This window comes from Mesorhizobium sp. P2_C5_2, assembly GCF_056404535.1.
In genome coordinates this window covers 1-16148 of record NZ_JBFUDV010000006.1, presented here as the reverse complement: position 1 = coordinate 16148, position 16148 = coordinate 1, and the positions used below count along the sequence as shown (strand labels likewise).

The 16148-nt window shown below is 61.9% G+C and carries 15 protein-coding genes; 7 read left to right on the top strand and 8 right to left on the bottom strand.

From position 1 onward, the window contains the following. Positions 1 to 44: 44 nt before the first annotated feature. The 7 genes from AC1D1B_RS23815 to AC1D1B_RS23785 all read left to right on the top strand — a co-directional run bounded on the left by AC1D1B_RS23815 (position 45) and on the right by AC1D1B_RS23785 (position 6820). Complete coding sequence (locus tag AC1D1B_RS23815) at positions 45 to 1103, top strand: aromatic/alkene monooxygenase hydroxylase subunit beta (RefSeq protein ID WP_477334931.1); 1059 nt, start codon at positions 45 to 47, stop codon at positions 1101 to 1103. Between the two features lie 17 nt (positions 1104 to 1120). After that, entirely contained in the window at positions 1121 to 1492 is a 372-nt protein-coding gene (locus AC1D1B_RS23810; RefSeq protein WP_096455128.1) for an MmoB/DmpM family protein, read from the top strand. Between the two features lie 71 nt (positions 1493 to 1563). Then, a complete protein-coding gene (locus AC1D1B_RS23805) occupies positions 1564 to 2586 on the top strand; it encodes an amidohydrolase family protein (RefSeq protein ID WP_477334929.1) in 1023 nt (340 codons plus the stop codon). 5 nt (positions 2587 to 2591) lie between these two features. Continuing rightward, positions 2592 to 3389, top strand: coding sequence for an iron-sulfur cluster assembly protein (locus tag AC1D1B_RS23800; protein ID WP_477334927.1), 798 nt, complete (start codon positions 2592 to 2594; stop codon positions 3387 to 3389). Positions 3390 to 3466: 77 nt separating this feature from the next. Continuing rightward, a complete protein-coding gene (gene groEL / locus AC1D1B_RS23795) occupies positions 3467 to 5098 on the top strand; it encodes a chaperonin GroEL (RefSeq protein WP_477334925.1) in 1632 nt (543 codons plus the stop codon). 38 nt (positions 5099 to 5136) lie between these two features. After that, positions 5137 to 6180 carry an NAD(P)-dependent alcohol dehydrogenase gene (locus tag AC1D1B_RS23790; protein ID WP_477334923.1) on the top strand — a complete coding sequence of 348 codons (1044 nt, stop codon included), beginning with the start codon at positions 5137 to 5139 and terminating at the stop codon, positions 6178 to 6180. Positions 6181 to 6322: 142 nt separating this feature from the next. After that, positions 6323 to 6820 carry a DUF1097 domain-containing protein gene (locus AC1D1B_RS23785; protein ID WP_477334921.1) on the top strand — a complete coding sequence of 166 codons (498 nt, stop codon included), beginning with the start codon at positions 6323 to 6325 and terminating at the stop codon, positions 6818 to 6820. A 97-nt stretch (positions 6821 to 6917) separates the two neighbouring features. On the opposite strand, the gene AC1D1B_RS23780 is transcribed toward AC1D1B_RS23785, so the two are convergent. The 8 genes from AC1D1B_RS23780 to AC1D1B_RS23745 form a co-directional block, all read right to left on the bottom strand. Next, positions 6918 to 8996 carry a sigma-54-dependent Fis family transcriptional regulator gene (locus AC1D1B_RS23780; protein WP_477334919.1) on the bottom strand — a complete coding sequence of 693 codons (2079 nt, stop codon included), beginning with the start codon at positions 8994 to 8996 and terminating at the stop codon, positions 6918 to 6920. Between the two features lie 86 nt (positions 8997 to 9082). Beyond that, entirely contained in the window at positions 9083 to 9556 is a 474-nt protein-coding gene (locus AC1D1B_RS23775; RefSeq protein ID WP_477334917.1) for a hypothetical protein, read from the bottom strand. 355 nt (positions 9557 to 9911) lie between these two features. Continuing rightward, positions 9912 to 10664: a GGDEF domain-containing protein gene (locus AC1D1B_RS23770; RefSeq protein ID WP_477334915.1), complete on the bottom strand. Its 753-nt coding sequence runs from the start codon at positions 10662 to 10664 to the stop codon at positions 9912 to 9914. Between the two features lie 166 nt (positions 10665 to 10830). Beyond that, complete coding sequence (locus AC1D1B_RS23765) at positions 10831 to 11508, bottom strand: thermonuclease family protein (protein ID WP_477335400.1); 678 nt, start codon at positions 11506 to 11508, stop codon at positions 10831 to 10833. A 59-nt stretch (positions 11509 to 11567) separates the two neighbouring features. After that, on the bottom strand, positions 11568 to 12764 hold the full coding sequence (locus tag AC1D1B_RS23760; RefSeq protein ID WP_477334913.1) for a type 1 periplasmic-binding domain-containing protein: 1197 nt from the start codon (positions 12762 to 12764) through the stop codon (positions 11568 to 11570). 98 nt (positions 12765 to 12862) lie between these two features. Continuing rightward, positions 12863 to 13573 carry a lytic transglycosylase domain-containing protein gene (locus tag AC1D1B_RS23755; RefSeq protein WP_477334911.1) on the bottom strand — a complete coding sequence of 237 codons (711 nt, stop codon included), beginning with the start codon at positions 13571 to 13573 and terminating at the stop codon, positions 12863 to 12865. Between the two features lie 81 nt (positions 13574 to 13654). Beyond that, positions 13655 to 14026 (bottom strand): hypothetical protein, encoded by a 372-nt coding sequence (locus tag AC1D1B_RS23750; protein ID WP_352558739.1) that lies wholly within the window; start codon positions 14024 to 14026, stop codon positions 13655 to 13657. Positions 14027 to 14086: 60 nt separating this feature from the next. Beyond that, a partial coding sequence (locus AC1D1B_RS23745) for a VCBS domain-containing protein (protein ID WP_477334909.1) occupies positions 14087 to 16148 on the bottom strand: 2062 nt, incomplete at its 5' end.

Sequence of the window (16148 nt, the reverse complement as noted above, 5' to 3'; positions counted from 1 at the left end):
GGTATCGCGCAAGCCAACCACAACTGCAACAAGGGAGAGAGACTATGCCTGCAACCTCGAGTTCAGTCGGATCCGGAGCCGCCGGTGCTGCGATCTTCGCCGACTCCGACAGCCGGAAATACCGGTATTTCGAGCCGAAAGGCCAGCGTGCCACCCACTATGAGGACATGACGGTGGACGTGCAGCCCGATCCGGAACGCTATTTGATCCAGAACTGGATCATCTCCTTCGCCGACGGCAAGGGCGCCTATGTCAAGCAGAACACTGCCGCCCAGAGTTCCAACTGGCATGCCTTCCGCGCCCCCGACCAGGAATGGGAACGCACGCATTACCAGCGCCAGTCGAAGATCGAGACGATGGTGCAGAGCGTCATCAACAATGCGCGCAAGTCCGGGGCGCCGAAGACATTCGACAAGGCCTGGGTCAAGATCCTGCAGACACAGCTCGGCGCCTGGAAGCATGCCGAGTTCGGCCTCGGCACATCGCTGATGCAGGCGCAGCGTTACGGCTACACCCAGATGATCAACAACGCGACGCTGACCAACTCGTCCTACAAACTCAGGCTTGCCCAGGACATCACGCTCTACCTTGCCGAGATCGGCATGGACCTTCCCGGCTGGGACGATGAGCTCGGCAAGAAGGCCTGGCTCGACGACAAGAACTGGCAAGGCACGCGCGAAGCGGTCGAAACCATCATGGGCGCGACCGATTATCTTGAGCAGTATTTCGCCATCAACATCGTCTTCGAACCGCTGGTCGGCGAGGTATTCCGCTCAGGCTTCCTGATGCAGATCGCCGCCGCCAACCACGACTTCATTACGCCGGCGGTGATCTCGGCCGCCGAGGCCGATTACGAGCGCAACCTCGCCAACACCATCGACCTCATCCACATGCTGGCCAATGACGAGAAGCACGGTGCGGCGAACAAGAAGCTCTTCCAGGGCTGGGTCAAGAAACACGGCGCGCTCGCCGACAAGGCAGCCACCGGCCTGCAGCCGATCTGGTCGATGCCGCATTCCAAGCCGGTCGCGTTCGCGGATGTCCGCGCCAAATCCGAGGAGCGGATTGGCCAGATCCTCGGCGAACTCGGCCTCAAGCGCTGAAACAGGGAGAAATCGTCATGTCACTAGCAGCACGCGACGCAACGCATTCCAACATCTTCAAGGCGATGAAGGACATCACCTTCGAGCAGACGATCTCGCATCAGTGCGGCGTCACCATGAACGACTCGGTCGAGGCTCGCGCCATTGCCGAATTCATGGGCCAGAAGCCCGGTGTCACCATCACCTACCAGCCGGCGCTGATCCGCATCGACGGCGACGGCAAGCTGATCTTCAAGATGGACGCGATCGGCGAATATCTCGGCCGCGAGATTTCGGCCGAGACCTTCGAGGTCAACACCTCCACCCATTACGGCCGCATGGTCCGCGTCGACGACAACACCGTGATCCTGTTCGGCAACATGGATGAGATGTTCGAATACATCGAATAGCCGCCAAGGAAACTGGCGCGCCGCAGGTGCGGCGCGCCGAACCGATCAATGCGATTGCTGCGGAGGCAACCATGTACAGAACACCGGAAGGCAAGGACATTTTCGTGGTCGACGGCCACACCCATTTCTGGGACGGCAGCCCGGAAAACCAGAAGAACATCCACGGCAAGCAGTTCATCGAATGCTTCTATGCCTACCACACGGGCTTGAGCCCGAAGGAACAGCTGTGGGAGAAGAGCAAGTTCGAAAAATACAGCGCCGACGATCTCTATCGCGACCTGTTCATCGACGGGCCCGATGATGTGGCGATCGTCCAGTCGACATACCTCAAGGATTTCTACAAGAACGGCTTCAACACGATCGAGCGCAACGCCGAGGTCGCCAAGCGCTATCCCGAGCGTTTCATCGTCAACGGCGCCTTCGATCCCCGCGACGGCGAGAAGGCGCTGGAATACATCCACTTCCTCAAGGAGACCTACAACGTCAAGGGCGTGAAGATGTACACGGCCGAGTGGAACGGCGCGTCCAAGGGCTGGAAGCTCACCGATCCCGATGCCTACAAATGCTTCGAACTCTGCGACAAGCTCGGCATCAAGAACATCCACGTCCACAAGGGGCCGACGATCATCCCGCTCAGTAAGGATGCCTTCGACGTTCATGACGTCGACCACGCCGCGACGGATTTCCAAAACCTCAATTGGATTGTCGAGCATTGCGGCCTACCGCGTCTCGACGATTTCTGCTGGATCGCCACGCAGGAAACCAATGTCTATGGCGGCCTGGCCGTGGCGCTGCCTTTCATCCACGCACGCCCGCGCTATTTCGGCGAAGTGATTGCCGAGCTGTTGTTCTGGCTCGGACCGGAGAAGATCCTGTTCGGCTCCGACTACGCGATCTGGACGCCGCGCTGGCTGGTCGAGAAATTCTGGGCCTACCAGATCCCTGAGGATATCGCAGCCGAACGCGGCGTGCAGCTGACCGACGAGATCAAGGAGAAGATCCTCGGCCTCAACGCCGCGCGTCTCTACAACATCGACGTCGAAGCCAAGAAGAAGGCGCTCGCCAGTTCGCCCTTCAGCATCGCGGCGGAGTAGCAGCCATGGCAACCGCCAGCGTTTCCGGCGACTGCCAGAAGGAACTCTGGCGGCGCCTTGGCGAGGTCAACGACCCCGAATTAGACGAACCCATCACCGAGATGGGTTTCGTCGAGCGGGCGCAGATGACGGGCGATGGCAGCGTGGAGATAGATTTCCGCCTGCCGACATACTGGTGCTCGCCCAACTTCGCGTTCCTGATGCTGGACGGCGTCCGCAAGGCGCTCGACCAGCTCTCCTGGGCGCCGGCCTATCGCGTCAAGCTGCACGACCACATGTTCGCCGAGGAGGTCAATCGCGGCATGGCGGAGGGCAAGACCTTCGGCGACATTTTCGCCGTGCTTGCCGAGGACCAGGATCTCGGCGCCTTGCGCGAAACCTTCAGAATGAAGGCATTCAAGCGGCGCCAGGAAGCGGTCTTGCGCGGCCTCAAGGCGCACGGTCTGACCGATCGCGAAATCCTCGGCATGGACCTGCCGGCATATGACGTCGCGCGGTTCGAACCGGGCGAGGCAGCCAAACAGAAGCCGCGATACCGGGCGGCTCTGCTCGAGCGATTTCCGGAGCGCCGGGCCGATGATCCTGTGTTCGTGACCTGGGACGGGCAGCGCATCCCGCACGGTGCACTCAGCGCCCATCTCGCTGAGTTGCGCGGAGTGCGCATCAACATGGAGTTCAACGGCGCGCTGTGCCGGGGGCTCAAGCAGACCAGATACAAGGAGCTGGATGTGGTCGACGGCGAGCCGACGCTGGTCGATTTCATTCTGGATCGCGTGCCGGCACGAACCGCGCCGACCGCCTGAAGCAGAGCTGACAGCAACGGCCTCCCGCGCACGAGGCCCCCAACCAACAACCCGCCCGTAAGGCGGAAGGAGGAATCATGCCCAAGATAATGCTTCACAATTCGCAGGCCCGTCGTGCTCTCGCCCGCGGCGTCTTCCGGCTCGCCGCCGCGGTCGAGCCGACGCTCGGCCCCAAAGGCATGAACGCCATGATCGACCGGCCGATCGGCACGCCGATGGTGACCCGCGACGGTGTCAGCATCGCTTCCGAGATCGAGCTGCACGACCGTTTCGAAAACATGGGTGCGCAGGTCGTCCGCGAAGTGTCGATGCAGACCAACGAGGTCGCCGGCGACGGCACCACGACGGCCATCGTGCTCGCCAACGCGCTCATCCAGGGTGGCGTCGAGGCGAATGAGCGCGGGGTGAAATCCGTTGATCTGTGCAAGGGCATCGACCTTGCCGTGGCGGCGGTGGTGGCCGCGCTTAAGGCATCGGCCAAACCGGCAAAGGGCAACGGCATCCTGGCGTCGGTCGCCAACATCGCGGCGACCAACACCACACTTGGCGCCCTCGTGGCTGAGGCCCATCAACGCGTTGGGATCGAGGGCGTGATCACCACGGATTTCAGCGTCACCACCGAGACCACGCTCGATGTCGTCGAAGGCATGTCCTTCGAGCGCGGCTATCTCTCGCATCACATGGTGACCGACCAGGAAAAGATGGAGGCTGTGCTCGAACGGCCCTACATCCTGATGACCGATCTCAAGATCAAGGAGCCGGGGCAACTCGATGCGGTTCGCCGCATCGCCGACGAAGATGGCCGGCCGCTGCTGATCGTGTCCGAGGAGATGTCGCCGGAAGTGGTGGTGACGTTGCTCGGCAAGCAAGGACCGGGAAAATACCTTGTCGTCCATCCGCCGGAATATGGCCATTGGCGCAAGGCGATGATGGAGGATCTGGCCATCATCACCGGCGGCAAGGTGATCGCCCGCGATCTCGGCGGCCGGCTGGAGGATATCACCGCCGAGGATCTCGGTACGGCCGACCGGGTGAAGACCAGCTCGTCCTACACGTCCATCATTCGCGGCGGCGGCGATCATGCGGCAATCGCCTCGCGTCGCGCCCAGGTGCAGCGGCAGTACGAAGCTTCGCCGCCGAACATCGACCAGGACAAGCTGCGCGAACGCCTGGCCAAGCTCTCCGGCGGCACGGCGATCCTCTATGCCGGCGGCGTCACGCCTGTCGAGCAGAAACGGACCATCCAGCTGATCGAGGATTCCTTGAATGCGGTGCGTGCCGCATCCGAGGAGGGTGTCGTTGCCGGCGGCGGTTCGGCGCTGGCCCAGATCGCGCCGCTGCTCGATAAGGTGGCGGCCGGCGTCGACGGCGACGTCGCCGAGGGCGTGCGCCTGGTGCGCTCGGTGCTGTCGCGGCCGCTGTGGCGCATCGCCGCCAATGCCGGCGCCGATCCCGAAGCCGTGGTGACCGAGGTCACCCGCATCAATGGCGGCTACGGCTACAACGCGTCGACCGGCGCGTATCAGAACATGTTCGAAGCAGGGATCATCGACCCGGTTCGCGTCACCTACACCGCGCTCGCCAATGCAGCCTCGGTGGCGACGTTGATCCTGACCACCGAAACGCTGATTGGCGACCTTGCCGAGGATGAGGATCCGACGGCCGGCCCGGCGCGTGGCGGCGGTTCCGAAAAGCTCGGCCGCGCCTGAAGCAATCCAGACAATCTCGACGTTGAAAGGATACGACGATGAAAGCTGCCAGACTCTACGAATACGATCCGAAGATGAACGTCCGGCTCAAGATCGAGGAGGTCAAGGCGCCGACGATCACCGCGCCCGACGAGGTGATCGTGCGGGTTGGAGCCGCCGGCCTCTGCCGCACCGACCTGCATATCATCGAAGGCGTGTGGAAGCCGACCATGGATCCCGAGGGCACGCTGTTGCCCTACATCATGGGTCACGAAAATGCTGGCTGGGTCGAGGAAGTCGGCAGTGGCGTCAAGTCGGTCAAGCGCGGCGATGCGGTGATCTGCCATCCGTTCCGCTCATGCGGCATCTGCCTCAACTGCCGTCATGGCGAGGACATGTACTGCGACAACGGTCAGTTCCCCGGCCTTGGCATGAATGGTGGCTTCGCCGAGTATTTCATCACCAGCGAGCGTTCGCTGATCAAGCTGAACGCCAACATCACGCCGATCGAGGTGGCGCCGCTGGCCGATGCCGGTATCACCGCCTACCGCGCCGCCAAACGCGCCGCAAAGCTGCTGCGACCAGGCAGCTATTGCGTGCTGCTCGGCATTGGCGGGCTCGGCCATATCGCGCTGCAATCGCTGCACGCGATTTCGGGCTGCCGCATCATCGCTGTCGACCGCGAGCCGGCAGCGCGGGTGTTGGCCAAGGACCTTGGCGCCGACTTTATCCTCGATGGCGGGCCAAACGTCGTCGAGGAAGTCAGCCAGATCACCGGCGGCGGCGCCCATGTGGTGATCGACTTCGTTGGTGAACTCGGTGTCGAGAACATCTGCTGGAAGATGGTTCGCAAGGGCGGGCAACTGTTCGTCGTCGGCTATGGCGGCAATATCAACGTGCCGACCGCGCATCTCGTCATCGAGGAGATCAACATCGGCGGCAGCCTGGTCGGCAATTTCACCGAGCTTGTCGAACTGATGGAGCTCAACGCCGACGGCAAGGTCAAGATGCACTACACCGAGTACAATCTGGCCAGCATCAACACCGCGCTCGACGATTTCAAGAACCGCCGGTTCACCGGCCGCGGCGTCATCGTGCCCTGAAAAGCTTCTGGTCTGAACGCCGCACAAACGGGCGTGCCGCGTCATGGCCGATGCCACGTCGTTTGCAGATCGGGAACGTCGGCGAAGCGCGATCCCCATACGAGTTTCCTTGCTTCGTGGTGTTTGAAAACGGGAGGACAACATGGATCTTGTTACGGGACTGGCCGTCGTCATCGGCATTATGGGTGGCATTGCAACATGGGCTGCGATCGCGATCGGCAACCCTTATCTGCTGATCTGGGCGGTGTTCGTCGGCTGGGGAAGTTTCTATCACTGCGGCGGCAAGGCGGCCGGGTTCAAGAACTCGGCGGTGGCAAACCTGTGGGGCGCGATCTGTGCGGCCGGTGCCTTGATTGCGCTGACGTCTATCGGCGTTACCGCGATCATGGCCGGCATTTGCGTCGGCATTTCAATCATTGTCCTGATCCTTGCGGCCAAGCTGCCATTGTTGAGCGCCATTCCGTCGGCGGTCTACGGCTACGCAACGACCGCAGCGCTTTTTCTGCTCGGTGCCGCCGCCTATGGCGAAGGTGCCGTAGGCATCGTCAAGGTCGCGACGGCCGTGGTGATTTCGCTGATCATCGGCAACACCCTCGGCTACGCCTCGGAGAAAGTGACCGGTGCTGTCGTGAAGACCTGATCATGCCCACGACCGTTGCCTGAAGGCAATTTCCGTCGACGATTTTTCCCCAACCCGCGGCGCAAATGCCGCGGGTTTTTTGTGCCACTGATTGAGTCTACAGGAAGCCGCGCCGGATGCCGTATTGGCCGAGCTTGCGATACAGCGTCGGCCGCGAAATGCCGAGCCGCAGCGCAACCTTGCTGAGATTGCCGCCCTCAGCAGCAAGCGCATTCTTGATCGCCTGGCGTTCCGCATCCTCAATGGAGTACACCGGGGCTTCGAGCATGATTGCGGGATGGTCGCCGTGCACGGCCATGCTGTTGCGATCGCCAGCACGGATTTCCCCGGGAAGATCCTGGAGTTCGATCGTGCCACCGCGCGCCAATATGTGCAGGCGCTCGACCAGGTTCTTCAGTTCGCGCACGTTTCCCGGCCAGCGATAGGCCAGCAGCGCGTCGAGTGCTTCGTTTGAGAACTCCAGCGGATCGTTGCCTCCGAGCTTCGCTATCTGCCGGTTGAAATGCTCGATCAGCAGCATCACGTCGTCGCCGCGCTCGCGCAAAGGCGGGACATGGATAGAGACCGCACCGATGCGGTAGTAGAGATCGCTGCGGAAACGCCCGGCGGCGACTTCCTGCTTGAGGTCGCGATTGGTCGAGGCGACCAGTCGCACATCCACCGGCCGACCTCTGGAGTCACCGATGCGGTGGACCACGCGCTCCTCCAGGACACGCAACAGGAATGGCTGGATTTCGAGCGGCAACTCGCCGATCTCGTCAAGACTGAGCACGCCGCCATTGGCAAGTTCGAAGATGCCCGGCTTGCCGTCACGCGAAGCTCCGGTAAAGGCGCCGCCCACATGGCCGAACAATTCGCTGCCGAACAGTTCCTTGGTGATTGCGCCACAGTTCATGGCGATGAACGGGTCGGTTTCGGTGCGCCGGCTGCCGGCATGGACCAGCCGCGCAAACAACTCTTTTCCAACTCCGGTTTCGCCTTCGATCAGCAACGAGGTGACACCGTTCGATCCGGCCACCCGGGAGGCGACATCGACGGCAGCCAGCAATTTCTCACTCTCGCCGACGATCATCGCCGCGGCTGCCCGCAGGTGTTTGTTCTCCTCCCGGCGTATCACCGTCATACTCGAGACGGCCGGCACCGACGGGAACACCAAGGCCGCGCCACGAAGATCGCCATCAAGTTTCAGTGGCGTGACATGGCAGGATCGCAGATGTACCGGCAGCGCGTTGGCGAGATCGGTGTCGGAGCCGGAGGCCGGCAGGTTCATGAGCCAACGACCACGCCCCGGTTCCATCGGGCCGTCCATCATCTCTGTCGTGTCGCCATTGGGGACGTTGTTGCAGAAGATAGCACGGCCACGATGGTCGACGATCACCAACCCGTCCTTTCGGCGGTAGTTGGGAGCCGAGGAAATAAAGGCCTCCAGCAGGCGCGTGCGCTGCTCCTGTTGCTGCTCGGCCAGCGCCTTCTCGATCTGTCTGGCGGTGGCGGCGACGAGCGCCGTGTTGTGCGGCCGGAAGATCGGCGAATAGCCCGACAGGTCGACAACGCCGATGATCTTGCCATCCAGGGGATCGCGGATCGGCGCGCCGGCGCAGGTCCAGGATTTGATGCCGGCGCAGAAATGTTCAGCCGCGTGGACGAAGATCGGCTCACCAGTCCATAGTGCTGTGCCGATGCCGTTGGTTCCGACGGCGTCCTCGTTCCATTTGCCGCCGATGCCCAGATGAATGTCCATGCCGTCATGCAGGGTCTTCTTGTCGCCGATGGCATCGATCAACACGCCGTCGCCGTCGGCTAGCACCAGCATCGCGCCTGTCCCGTCCAGCAACTGACCAAGGGAGGCGAACGACCGGCGTGCCGCCGAAAGCAGTTCCGCATTGGCGCGGGTCAGATATTCGATCTCGTCGCGATCACTGCTCAGCGGCGCTTCGATGCCTTGCGCATTGATGCCGCCGGTGGCGCTGCGATACCAGGAGTCATGAATCAGCGAGCGAACGTGGACCGGATCGCGGGCGGATGTCGGCTCGTCGGAAAGAAAACTCTCCCAGGCGCGCATGGTGGCGCGCTCATCATAGTCGATCCTGTCCAGAACCAGTTGTCCGGTGGCCATCGACGCATGCGTCGCAAGAGCATCGGTTTTCATCGGATTGGGGCCGCTCGCGTGTCTCATTCAGTCATCACAGTACCTTTTGAGGTATGCCATTTCTGTATGCCGTCGCGAATTGGACGTGCAGAGCAAAGCCCAACAGCCTGCCGTCAGTCGATGCCGAGTTTCGCGCCGATGTCGGCTGCAAGCTGCTCTTCGGTATAGGTCCCGGTCAGCCGGAATCCGTCCAGCCCGGCCAGCGCCTCGGCGATGGTTTCGTCAACCGGCGAGAAAAAGCCATTCTGTTTGGTTGCCAGAACGAAGATTTGCTCGCCATTCCGGTTGCGGACATCGCCGATATGATGAAGCTGGCGGCCGGTGTTCTGATCCTTGGAGATCACACGGCCGTTCATGGTGACGCGGATGGATGGGCTCGCTTCGGCGGCGGTCGCCGCGCTGCCGCCAACATGGATGATCAGGCCTTCAGCCTTCGGTTGCTGGCGCGGCTTCCTGGAGGCGGAATAGCCACCGCCGCTGATCTGGTCGGCAAGGCGAACGATCGTCGAGCGGTTCTGTTCGATCAGCCGCTTGACCTGAACATCCTCGCGCCGCGGGCCGTCCCGCTTGGAGATGATCTCGACCATGAATCCTCCCAGATTCGTTGGCTTGGCAGTGCCCGGGATACGGGTCATTCTTATTTGCAGCGAACCCTACACTGCCATCGCCAGCTCCGCCATTCACAATAGGTAGCGCTGAAATTCATCTCGGTGGTAGCAGGTGGCTGCTACACGGGATTTCCGGCGCTCCATAGCTGGACCTTGTGACGGTACTTTCCAACCATACCGCCGATCGCCGTGCATGCGTCGAGACGTGTTCTTCTCGGACCGGCTCTATCGCGAATTGAACGGCAGTGCGGATGAGGCAAACATGCTGGCCAAGGCTCTGGGCAAATTGGACCGCCCCGCACATTATCGACCGGATACAGGCGGCGCTTCAATGCTAGTGGTGCAGGTGCGACAATTGAAATCCAGGCTTGTGTTCGACGCCCGATAACAGCGATTCCGCCGACCGGAACATCTCTTCGAATTCCAGTTCGTTTTCAAACACCACGCCGCCGACGCTGATGGCCAGGGTGTCCTCGGTTCCTTTCGGCGCGAAATAGGCTTGCGCCACGCGGGTCCGGATACGCTCGCCGATTTCCTTGGCGTCGTCTTCTGTCGCACCGGGCAGAAAGACCCCGAACATGGAGGTTCCGATGCGGCCCACCAGATCTTCCTTGCGCACCGATGACTGGATGGTCGACGCTATGAGCCGCAAGGCCTCGTCACCCCAGCCGAGCCCGAAGCGCAGATTGATGGACCTGATGTGTTCGGGATGAATGACCAGGAAGGCGCCAGATCTTGGACCGGACGATCCCTGCCTGGTTGTTCTCCTGTCGACCATCGACGTGAAGACTGTCCGGTTCAGGCAGCCTGTCAGGCTGTCAAAGGTCGCCGACTTGTTGAGTTCTTTTCGATAATGGCCGAGCTCGATCCGCTGCAGGCCAATGAACAGGAGAAGCGGGCCACCTATGATGACTGGCAACAGGGTCGCTGTGACCATGCTGCGGCCGAACGGCGTCAATGCTTCCGAGAACAGAAGCAGATAGTTTAGGCCAATGGAGAGCAGCAAAATTCCCGCCGATCCCAAGGCGGTCAGCCATGCGACGTTTTTCCATTGCTGGGGCGAGTTATTCGCCATCGGTGTCATCATTAGTCAATCTCCCGCCTGATCGAACTGTCATAGACCAGGGGTGCTGCACATTCAGTTTCGAGGAATCATACAATTTGAGTAATGGCGCAATCGCTTACCATTGGCCCGAAACCTGGCCTTCAAAGCAAGGGCCGCGCTGGCAACGGTAGCGAAACCGAATTGTCGGCTATTGCGGAGAGCCGAATATGCCCATCTCAGCATCCTTGGCCACTGCCTCCGCCTTGCCGTAGATGTCACTCGCCAAGGCCGTCGCCCAGCCGTTGGAAACAAGCCAGGCACCGACATCCTGTTTGCCCAGATTGCACGGTGCGGCAATGGCGAATCGATCGATCTCCGGCGGCACGACGCATCTAAGCGCCCGACCGCGCAGCCAGGAATTGAAAGCTGCCCGTGCACGCTGGCCGCAAGGCCAGGCGACGTCGCGAAACGAACAGGCCTTGTCCAGGGCGATGCCCTGGACCCCGCTGATGGCTACCGTGCGTCCCATGGATTCGAAGGTCGCCGACGAGGTGGCAACCGGTTGGTACAGCAGGACCTCTGGCCAATCCTTTGGCATCCGCATCCCTGCAGGCGAAGCCAGGCCAAGCTCGCTGAGTGGCGGGCGCGGCTCTGCCCGTTCGATTTGCGCCGGATCAAGCGGCGGCGGTGCGATAAGGTCCTGAGCAATCTTGCGTGCCCGTCCTCGCCATGGCGTATTGGCGCCGGTCGCAGCCGGTCGCGTTGGCTGGCTATCGTCGATGGATTGACGTGGCGCTGGTACCGGTCGGTCGATGGAAAGCAGATCGGCGGCTCGGATGATCAATAAGACCCCGGTCAGAAGCAGCAGGCTTCCGAGCAACACCACCAAGCGATCGCGCCTCAGCCAGCCCATCAGCTCAAGCAGATCCCAAGGCGTCTTGCCCCTCAGTATCCCGACGTCGATTTGGCGACCAGTTTGAGCGCACCTTTTTGAACCTGATAAAAGGGCATGGATCGTTCACTGGAGCCATCCGCCCGAAACCGGAACAAGCCGGTCGATCCGCGAAATCCACTCCGATTTTCGAGCACCTGCTTGTTGAAGCCTTCGGGGCCGACCGAACTTGCAATCCCCGCTGTCAGGGCGACCATATCATAGGCGTAGGCGACATTGGCGTCGGCCGGATAATTGTAGGTCGTCTTGAAGCGGTCGGCGATTGGACCGGTTTCGCTTGGGTCGAGCGTGGCGATGTAGGATCCTTCAAACAGCGGCTCGATCGGATGTTCCAGCCAGCGGTTGGTTCCAACGACGGCGACTGCTTTTCCAGGAATGCCTTTCGATTTGAGCGCCGCAAGGATCTGCGACGGACTGTCGTCGCCGCTGGCGATGACGATGGCATCGGGAGCCTCGACCAGTGAGCCCATGTCGTTGACCGCTTTTGTGCCGCCGTCACCGGCCGCATACGGAATGGTGACGGCGAGCGTCGCGCCATAGATGCTGAGGCTGTTAGCGACCCGCTTTTCAACCGCGCCGGCATTCGCGCCGGCCGCGAGCAGCACGAACTTCTTTCTGCCTTTGGCCGCCAGGCCGGCTGCGCCCGCGGCCGCGCTGTCGGCCTCGTTGAGACGCACCGCATAGACGCCTGGACCGCCGGCGAAATTGTCGGCCAGCGCCAGCACGGGCGGCCGCTGCGATCCCGACAGCTTGGCTATGTGCTGAGCGGCCGCGAGCTCGACCGGACCGATGACGATCTTGGTTCCAGTGGTGATCGCATTCACCGCCAATTCGCTGGCGTGCGCGCTGTCGCCCTTGGTGTCCTCGACCGTGACCGTGAGCAATGCATTGCCAAGATCGGCCATCGCCAGCTTGGTTGCGTCGAGCATCTTCCTGCCGTTTTCGCCGGCGGCTCCCGGGGCCGACAAAGGCAGCAGCATGGTAACCTTCGTCGGCCCTGTGCCGAGCGATTGCGTGGCTTGGGCCGGGCTGGCAGCGGCGCCGGCGGCCGGCGCTCCAGGTGCGGCGATCGCCGCCGGATCGAGCGCGTCCGAGACGCTGCCTTTCGACTGGCAGCCCGACACTATGCCCGCGAACGCAAAGACGATCACCCACGTCCACGAACGGTGGCGCTGCCGGCCAGATTCCATGATGCCTCCCCAAATCCCGCCGGGTGTTTGTTGCGGTCTCATCCCATTCATCTTACGGCAGACTTGCCTCGCCGTCTTTGTAATTGCTGGACCTTGGTTTAGCTGTTGAAGAGTCTTGCCCGGAGCGCCTTGATCACCTTGGCTTGCCCGGCGCTTCGATAGTCGGCGCATTTCATGTATCGCGGCCCAGGCACGAACAGCCGCCGCACGCAAATCCGCTTCCCCTGGGCAGGGGCGCCGTAATCTCCCGCTGTCGGGAATGCGGAGAACCCGAACGTCGCCACCGGCAGCGGACCGGCAACAGTGACGCCTTCCCTTGCCAATATTGCACGCGCACGCCGGCAGTAGCGGACCGAAAGTTCGGAGAACCGGGTTTCACCATGCCCGGCGCGATACTTCATGACGGTGGTGCAGAGATCACCTGCGGCAAGGCTGTTTGCCTGCGCCAGATATCTGACGCCGAGCGCGATGTTGGTCGCCGGCGCGCCAAGTTCCTCGAGCGAACCGTGAAAGCCGAGCATTCGCGCCGTTCCGGGCATCACCTGCATCAAGCCGACTTCGCCATCGGCGCCGTGCACATCGGGATCGAAACCGCTTTCGATCTCCATCACCGCGTGCGCCAGCACCGGCTCCAGGCCGTAGAGCGATGCCTGGCATGCCGCGAATGCCTTGAATGTCTCGCGCGTCCATTCCGGGGCGGCGTCACAGCGGGCTGGCCGCGTCAACGCGGACGGTGATGATCTCTCCAGGCTAGGTCGTTCCAGCCAGTTGGCGCGGGCTTGCGTGGCAACCTGGCCAAAGCCGACCAATGCGATCGCTCCTGCGATCGCCCTCGTCAATCGTCCGCCGACCATTGGGTCAGCCAACCGGCACGGCCAGATCCCTTCCGGTCAGTTCATGTACTCGACCATGCGGTCGTGGAAGCACTCGCATTTGTTGAGGGTGTCTTCGTCCTTGTAGTTCGTCTTGAGATAGCCATAAGCCATGCCGCAGGCGACCTTGGCTTCCGATGCCCAGACGAAGGCGGGGCGCGAAGAGTTGATCCATTCCGAGCTGTTGGCGACGGCCACCGACTCGTCCATCAGCTTCACCACCTCGGACTTGAGATCGACGATGTTGTCGTTCAGCACCAGGTTCGACGTGCCGACCGTGCGGCAATAGTCGGCCACCGGTCCTTCGATGATGTCGGCGGCATAGCCGGTCGATCCGACTGCCAGCAACAGCGTCGCAGCGGAAACCAGCAGTCTTGCAGAACGTTTCATGATGAACTCCCCTCGATATTAGCAATGTATAACATGATCGCGTGGCCACGCGCCATGCCGTTAAACCAAGTTTGCCGTTGTCGTATGCTGGGTCACGCCATCGTCGTAGAGAAGCGTGATCGTGTTGGCCGCAGGCAGGTTCTGCAGCGTCGCGACGTCGACGAAATTGGCGCCGCCGGTGGTGCCGTTGGCGTCGACGCTGAGCGTGCCCGTCGCCGCATTGTAGTTGACGAAGTCGCCGACATTGGCGCCGCCAGGTGCGGTGTCGAACAAGGACGACAGGTCGATCTTGTCTCCATGCCCGCCGACACCGCTGTAGTCGACAATGAGGTCCTTGATGTCCAGACCGTCGAGCTTGAACGTGTCGGCGCCCGCTCCACCGGTCATGGTGTCCTGGCCGAGACCTCCGATCAGAAGGTCGTTGCCGTCGCCGCCGCTGATGAGGTCGTTGCCGGCGCCGCCGCTGATGAAGTCATTGCCACCCCTGCCGATGATGACGTCGTTGCCGCCATTGCCGTTGAGATTATCGATGCCGGACGTTCCGTAGATCTGGTCGGCCAGCGTCGCATCGCCATTCACCACAATGCCGGGGTCGCCCGGATCATGCGAGAAGAATGAGAAGTTAACCGAACGTGCCTGATAGTTGCCGCCATCGTTGTCGAAGTAGGACAGGGTCCATGTGTCGCCGGCTGTCGGCGGATGCGCGATCAGGTAGCTGGCGAGCGTCGTGGCAGTGGCAGTGCCGCCGGCGTCCAGAAGGAAGATGTGGTCGTAGTCGACCGTAGCCTTCATCTGGCCTGTGGTCGCATCGAAGAACCAGGTCTGCTCGAATGTTCCAGGTGTCGTGTCGTCCTGGACAACTGCGAAGTGGTCCGATCCGATCCTGATCTCGACCTGGACCTCTTGCTCGCGGTGCGAGCCCGCGCTGGCGTCACCGTAGAGGCCTGGGTTCTGTTCGCTTGCCTGAATAGGCGTGGTGAAGGGCGACTCTTGGAAGTCGGTATAGACTACCACCGTCGCACTATGTGGATCGGCCAGGATCGCGTTCACCGTCGCTGTCGACAGGGCAAGCGTCGTGACCTGATCATTTCCTGATGTAAGGGGGCTGTTGCCATTGCCGATCTGTGACGTGTCGCTGGGCAGACTGTTCGGCGGCACTTCGTGGATGCCGACAGTCTGCCCGACATGGACGTGGCCGTCATAGACATCCAGCGACAGGTTGTTGTTGACCGTGTCGGTTTGCGATGCGGTTGGCCGGTAGAACAGGTCGTCCAGCAGGTTGATGCCGCCGGACGGATTGTAGAGCACCGTGCCGGCTGTCAGGGCGACATAGGTCACACCGTTGAAGTAGAACGTCCCGGTCGGGATCGTTCCTGTCGCCGTAACGATGAGGTTATCGCCGTCCGCGTCCGTCGGGATCGAGACCAGCAGCGGATATCCATTCGGATAGCTGGGCGTGCTGAGCGTCTGCTGCGCCGGGTCGCTCGACATCCAGTTCTGGGTGTTCGCGACGACCGGTGCGTCATTGATGTCGGTCAGGTTGATGGTCAGGGTGGTCGTCGACAGGTCGCCGTCGCCGTCCTTGATCGTGTAGACGAACACGTCGGTCGTGTTCGCGTTGATGCTGTGGGCCGTCGATTGGTACGTGTAGGAGCCGTCGGCGTTGAGGTGCAACGTGCCGTGCAGGCCGGCTATGTCGGTCCCGGTGCCTGTGATCACCGCCGTCGTGGTGTCGCCGCCGGCAGCACGTGCGCCGACCACGCCGCCACCTGGGGCAAAGCCGTCGGCACCGGCCACGTCGTTGGCCAGCACGCCGGCTGCGGCTGTCACGGTCAGCAGAGCGCCTTCGTTGACGTTGCCGGTGTTGAGGACTGCCGTCGGCACGTCGTCGATGACGTCGATGGTGATGGTGTTGGTGATCGTGTTGCCGTTGGCGTCGGTGGCCTGGTAGGTGAAGGTCTCGACGTTGTTGACGGTGTTGGCGCCGTTGTTGGCGTCGACGCCGTCGACCGGCGAGGTCAGCGTGTAGCTGTAGGTGCCGTTGGCATTGAAGGTCAGCGTGCCGTGCACGCCGACGGCGTTGCTCACCAGTGAGTAGGTGTAGGGTCCGGTGCCGCCCGAC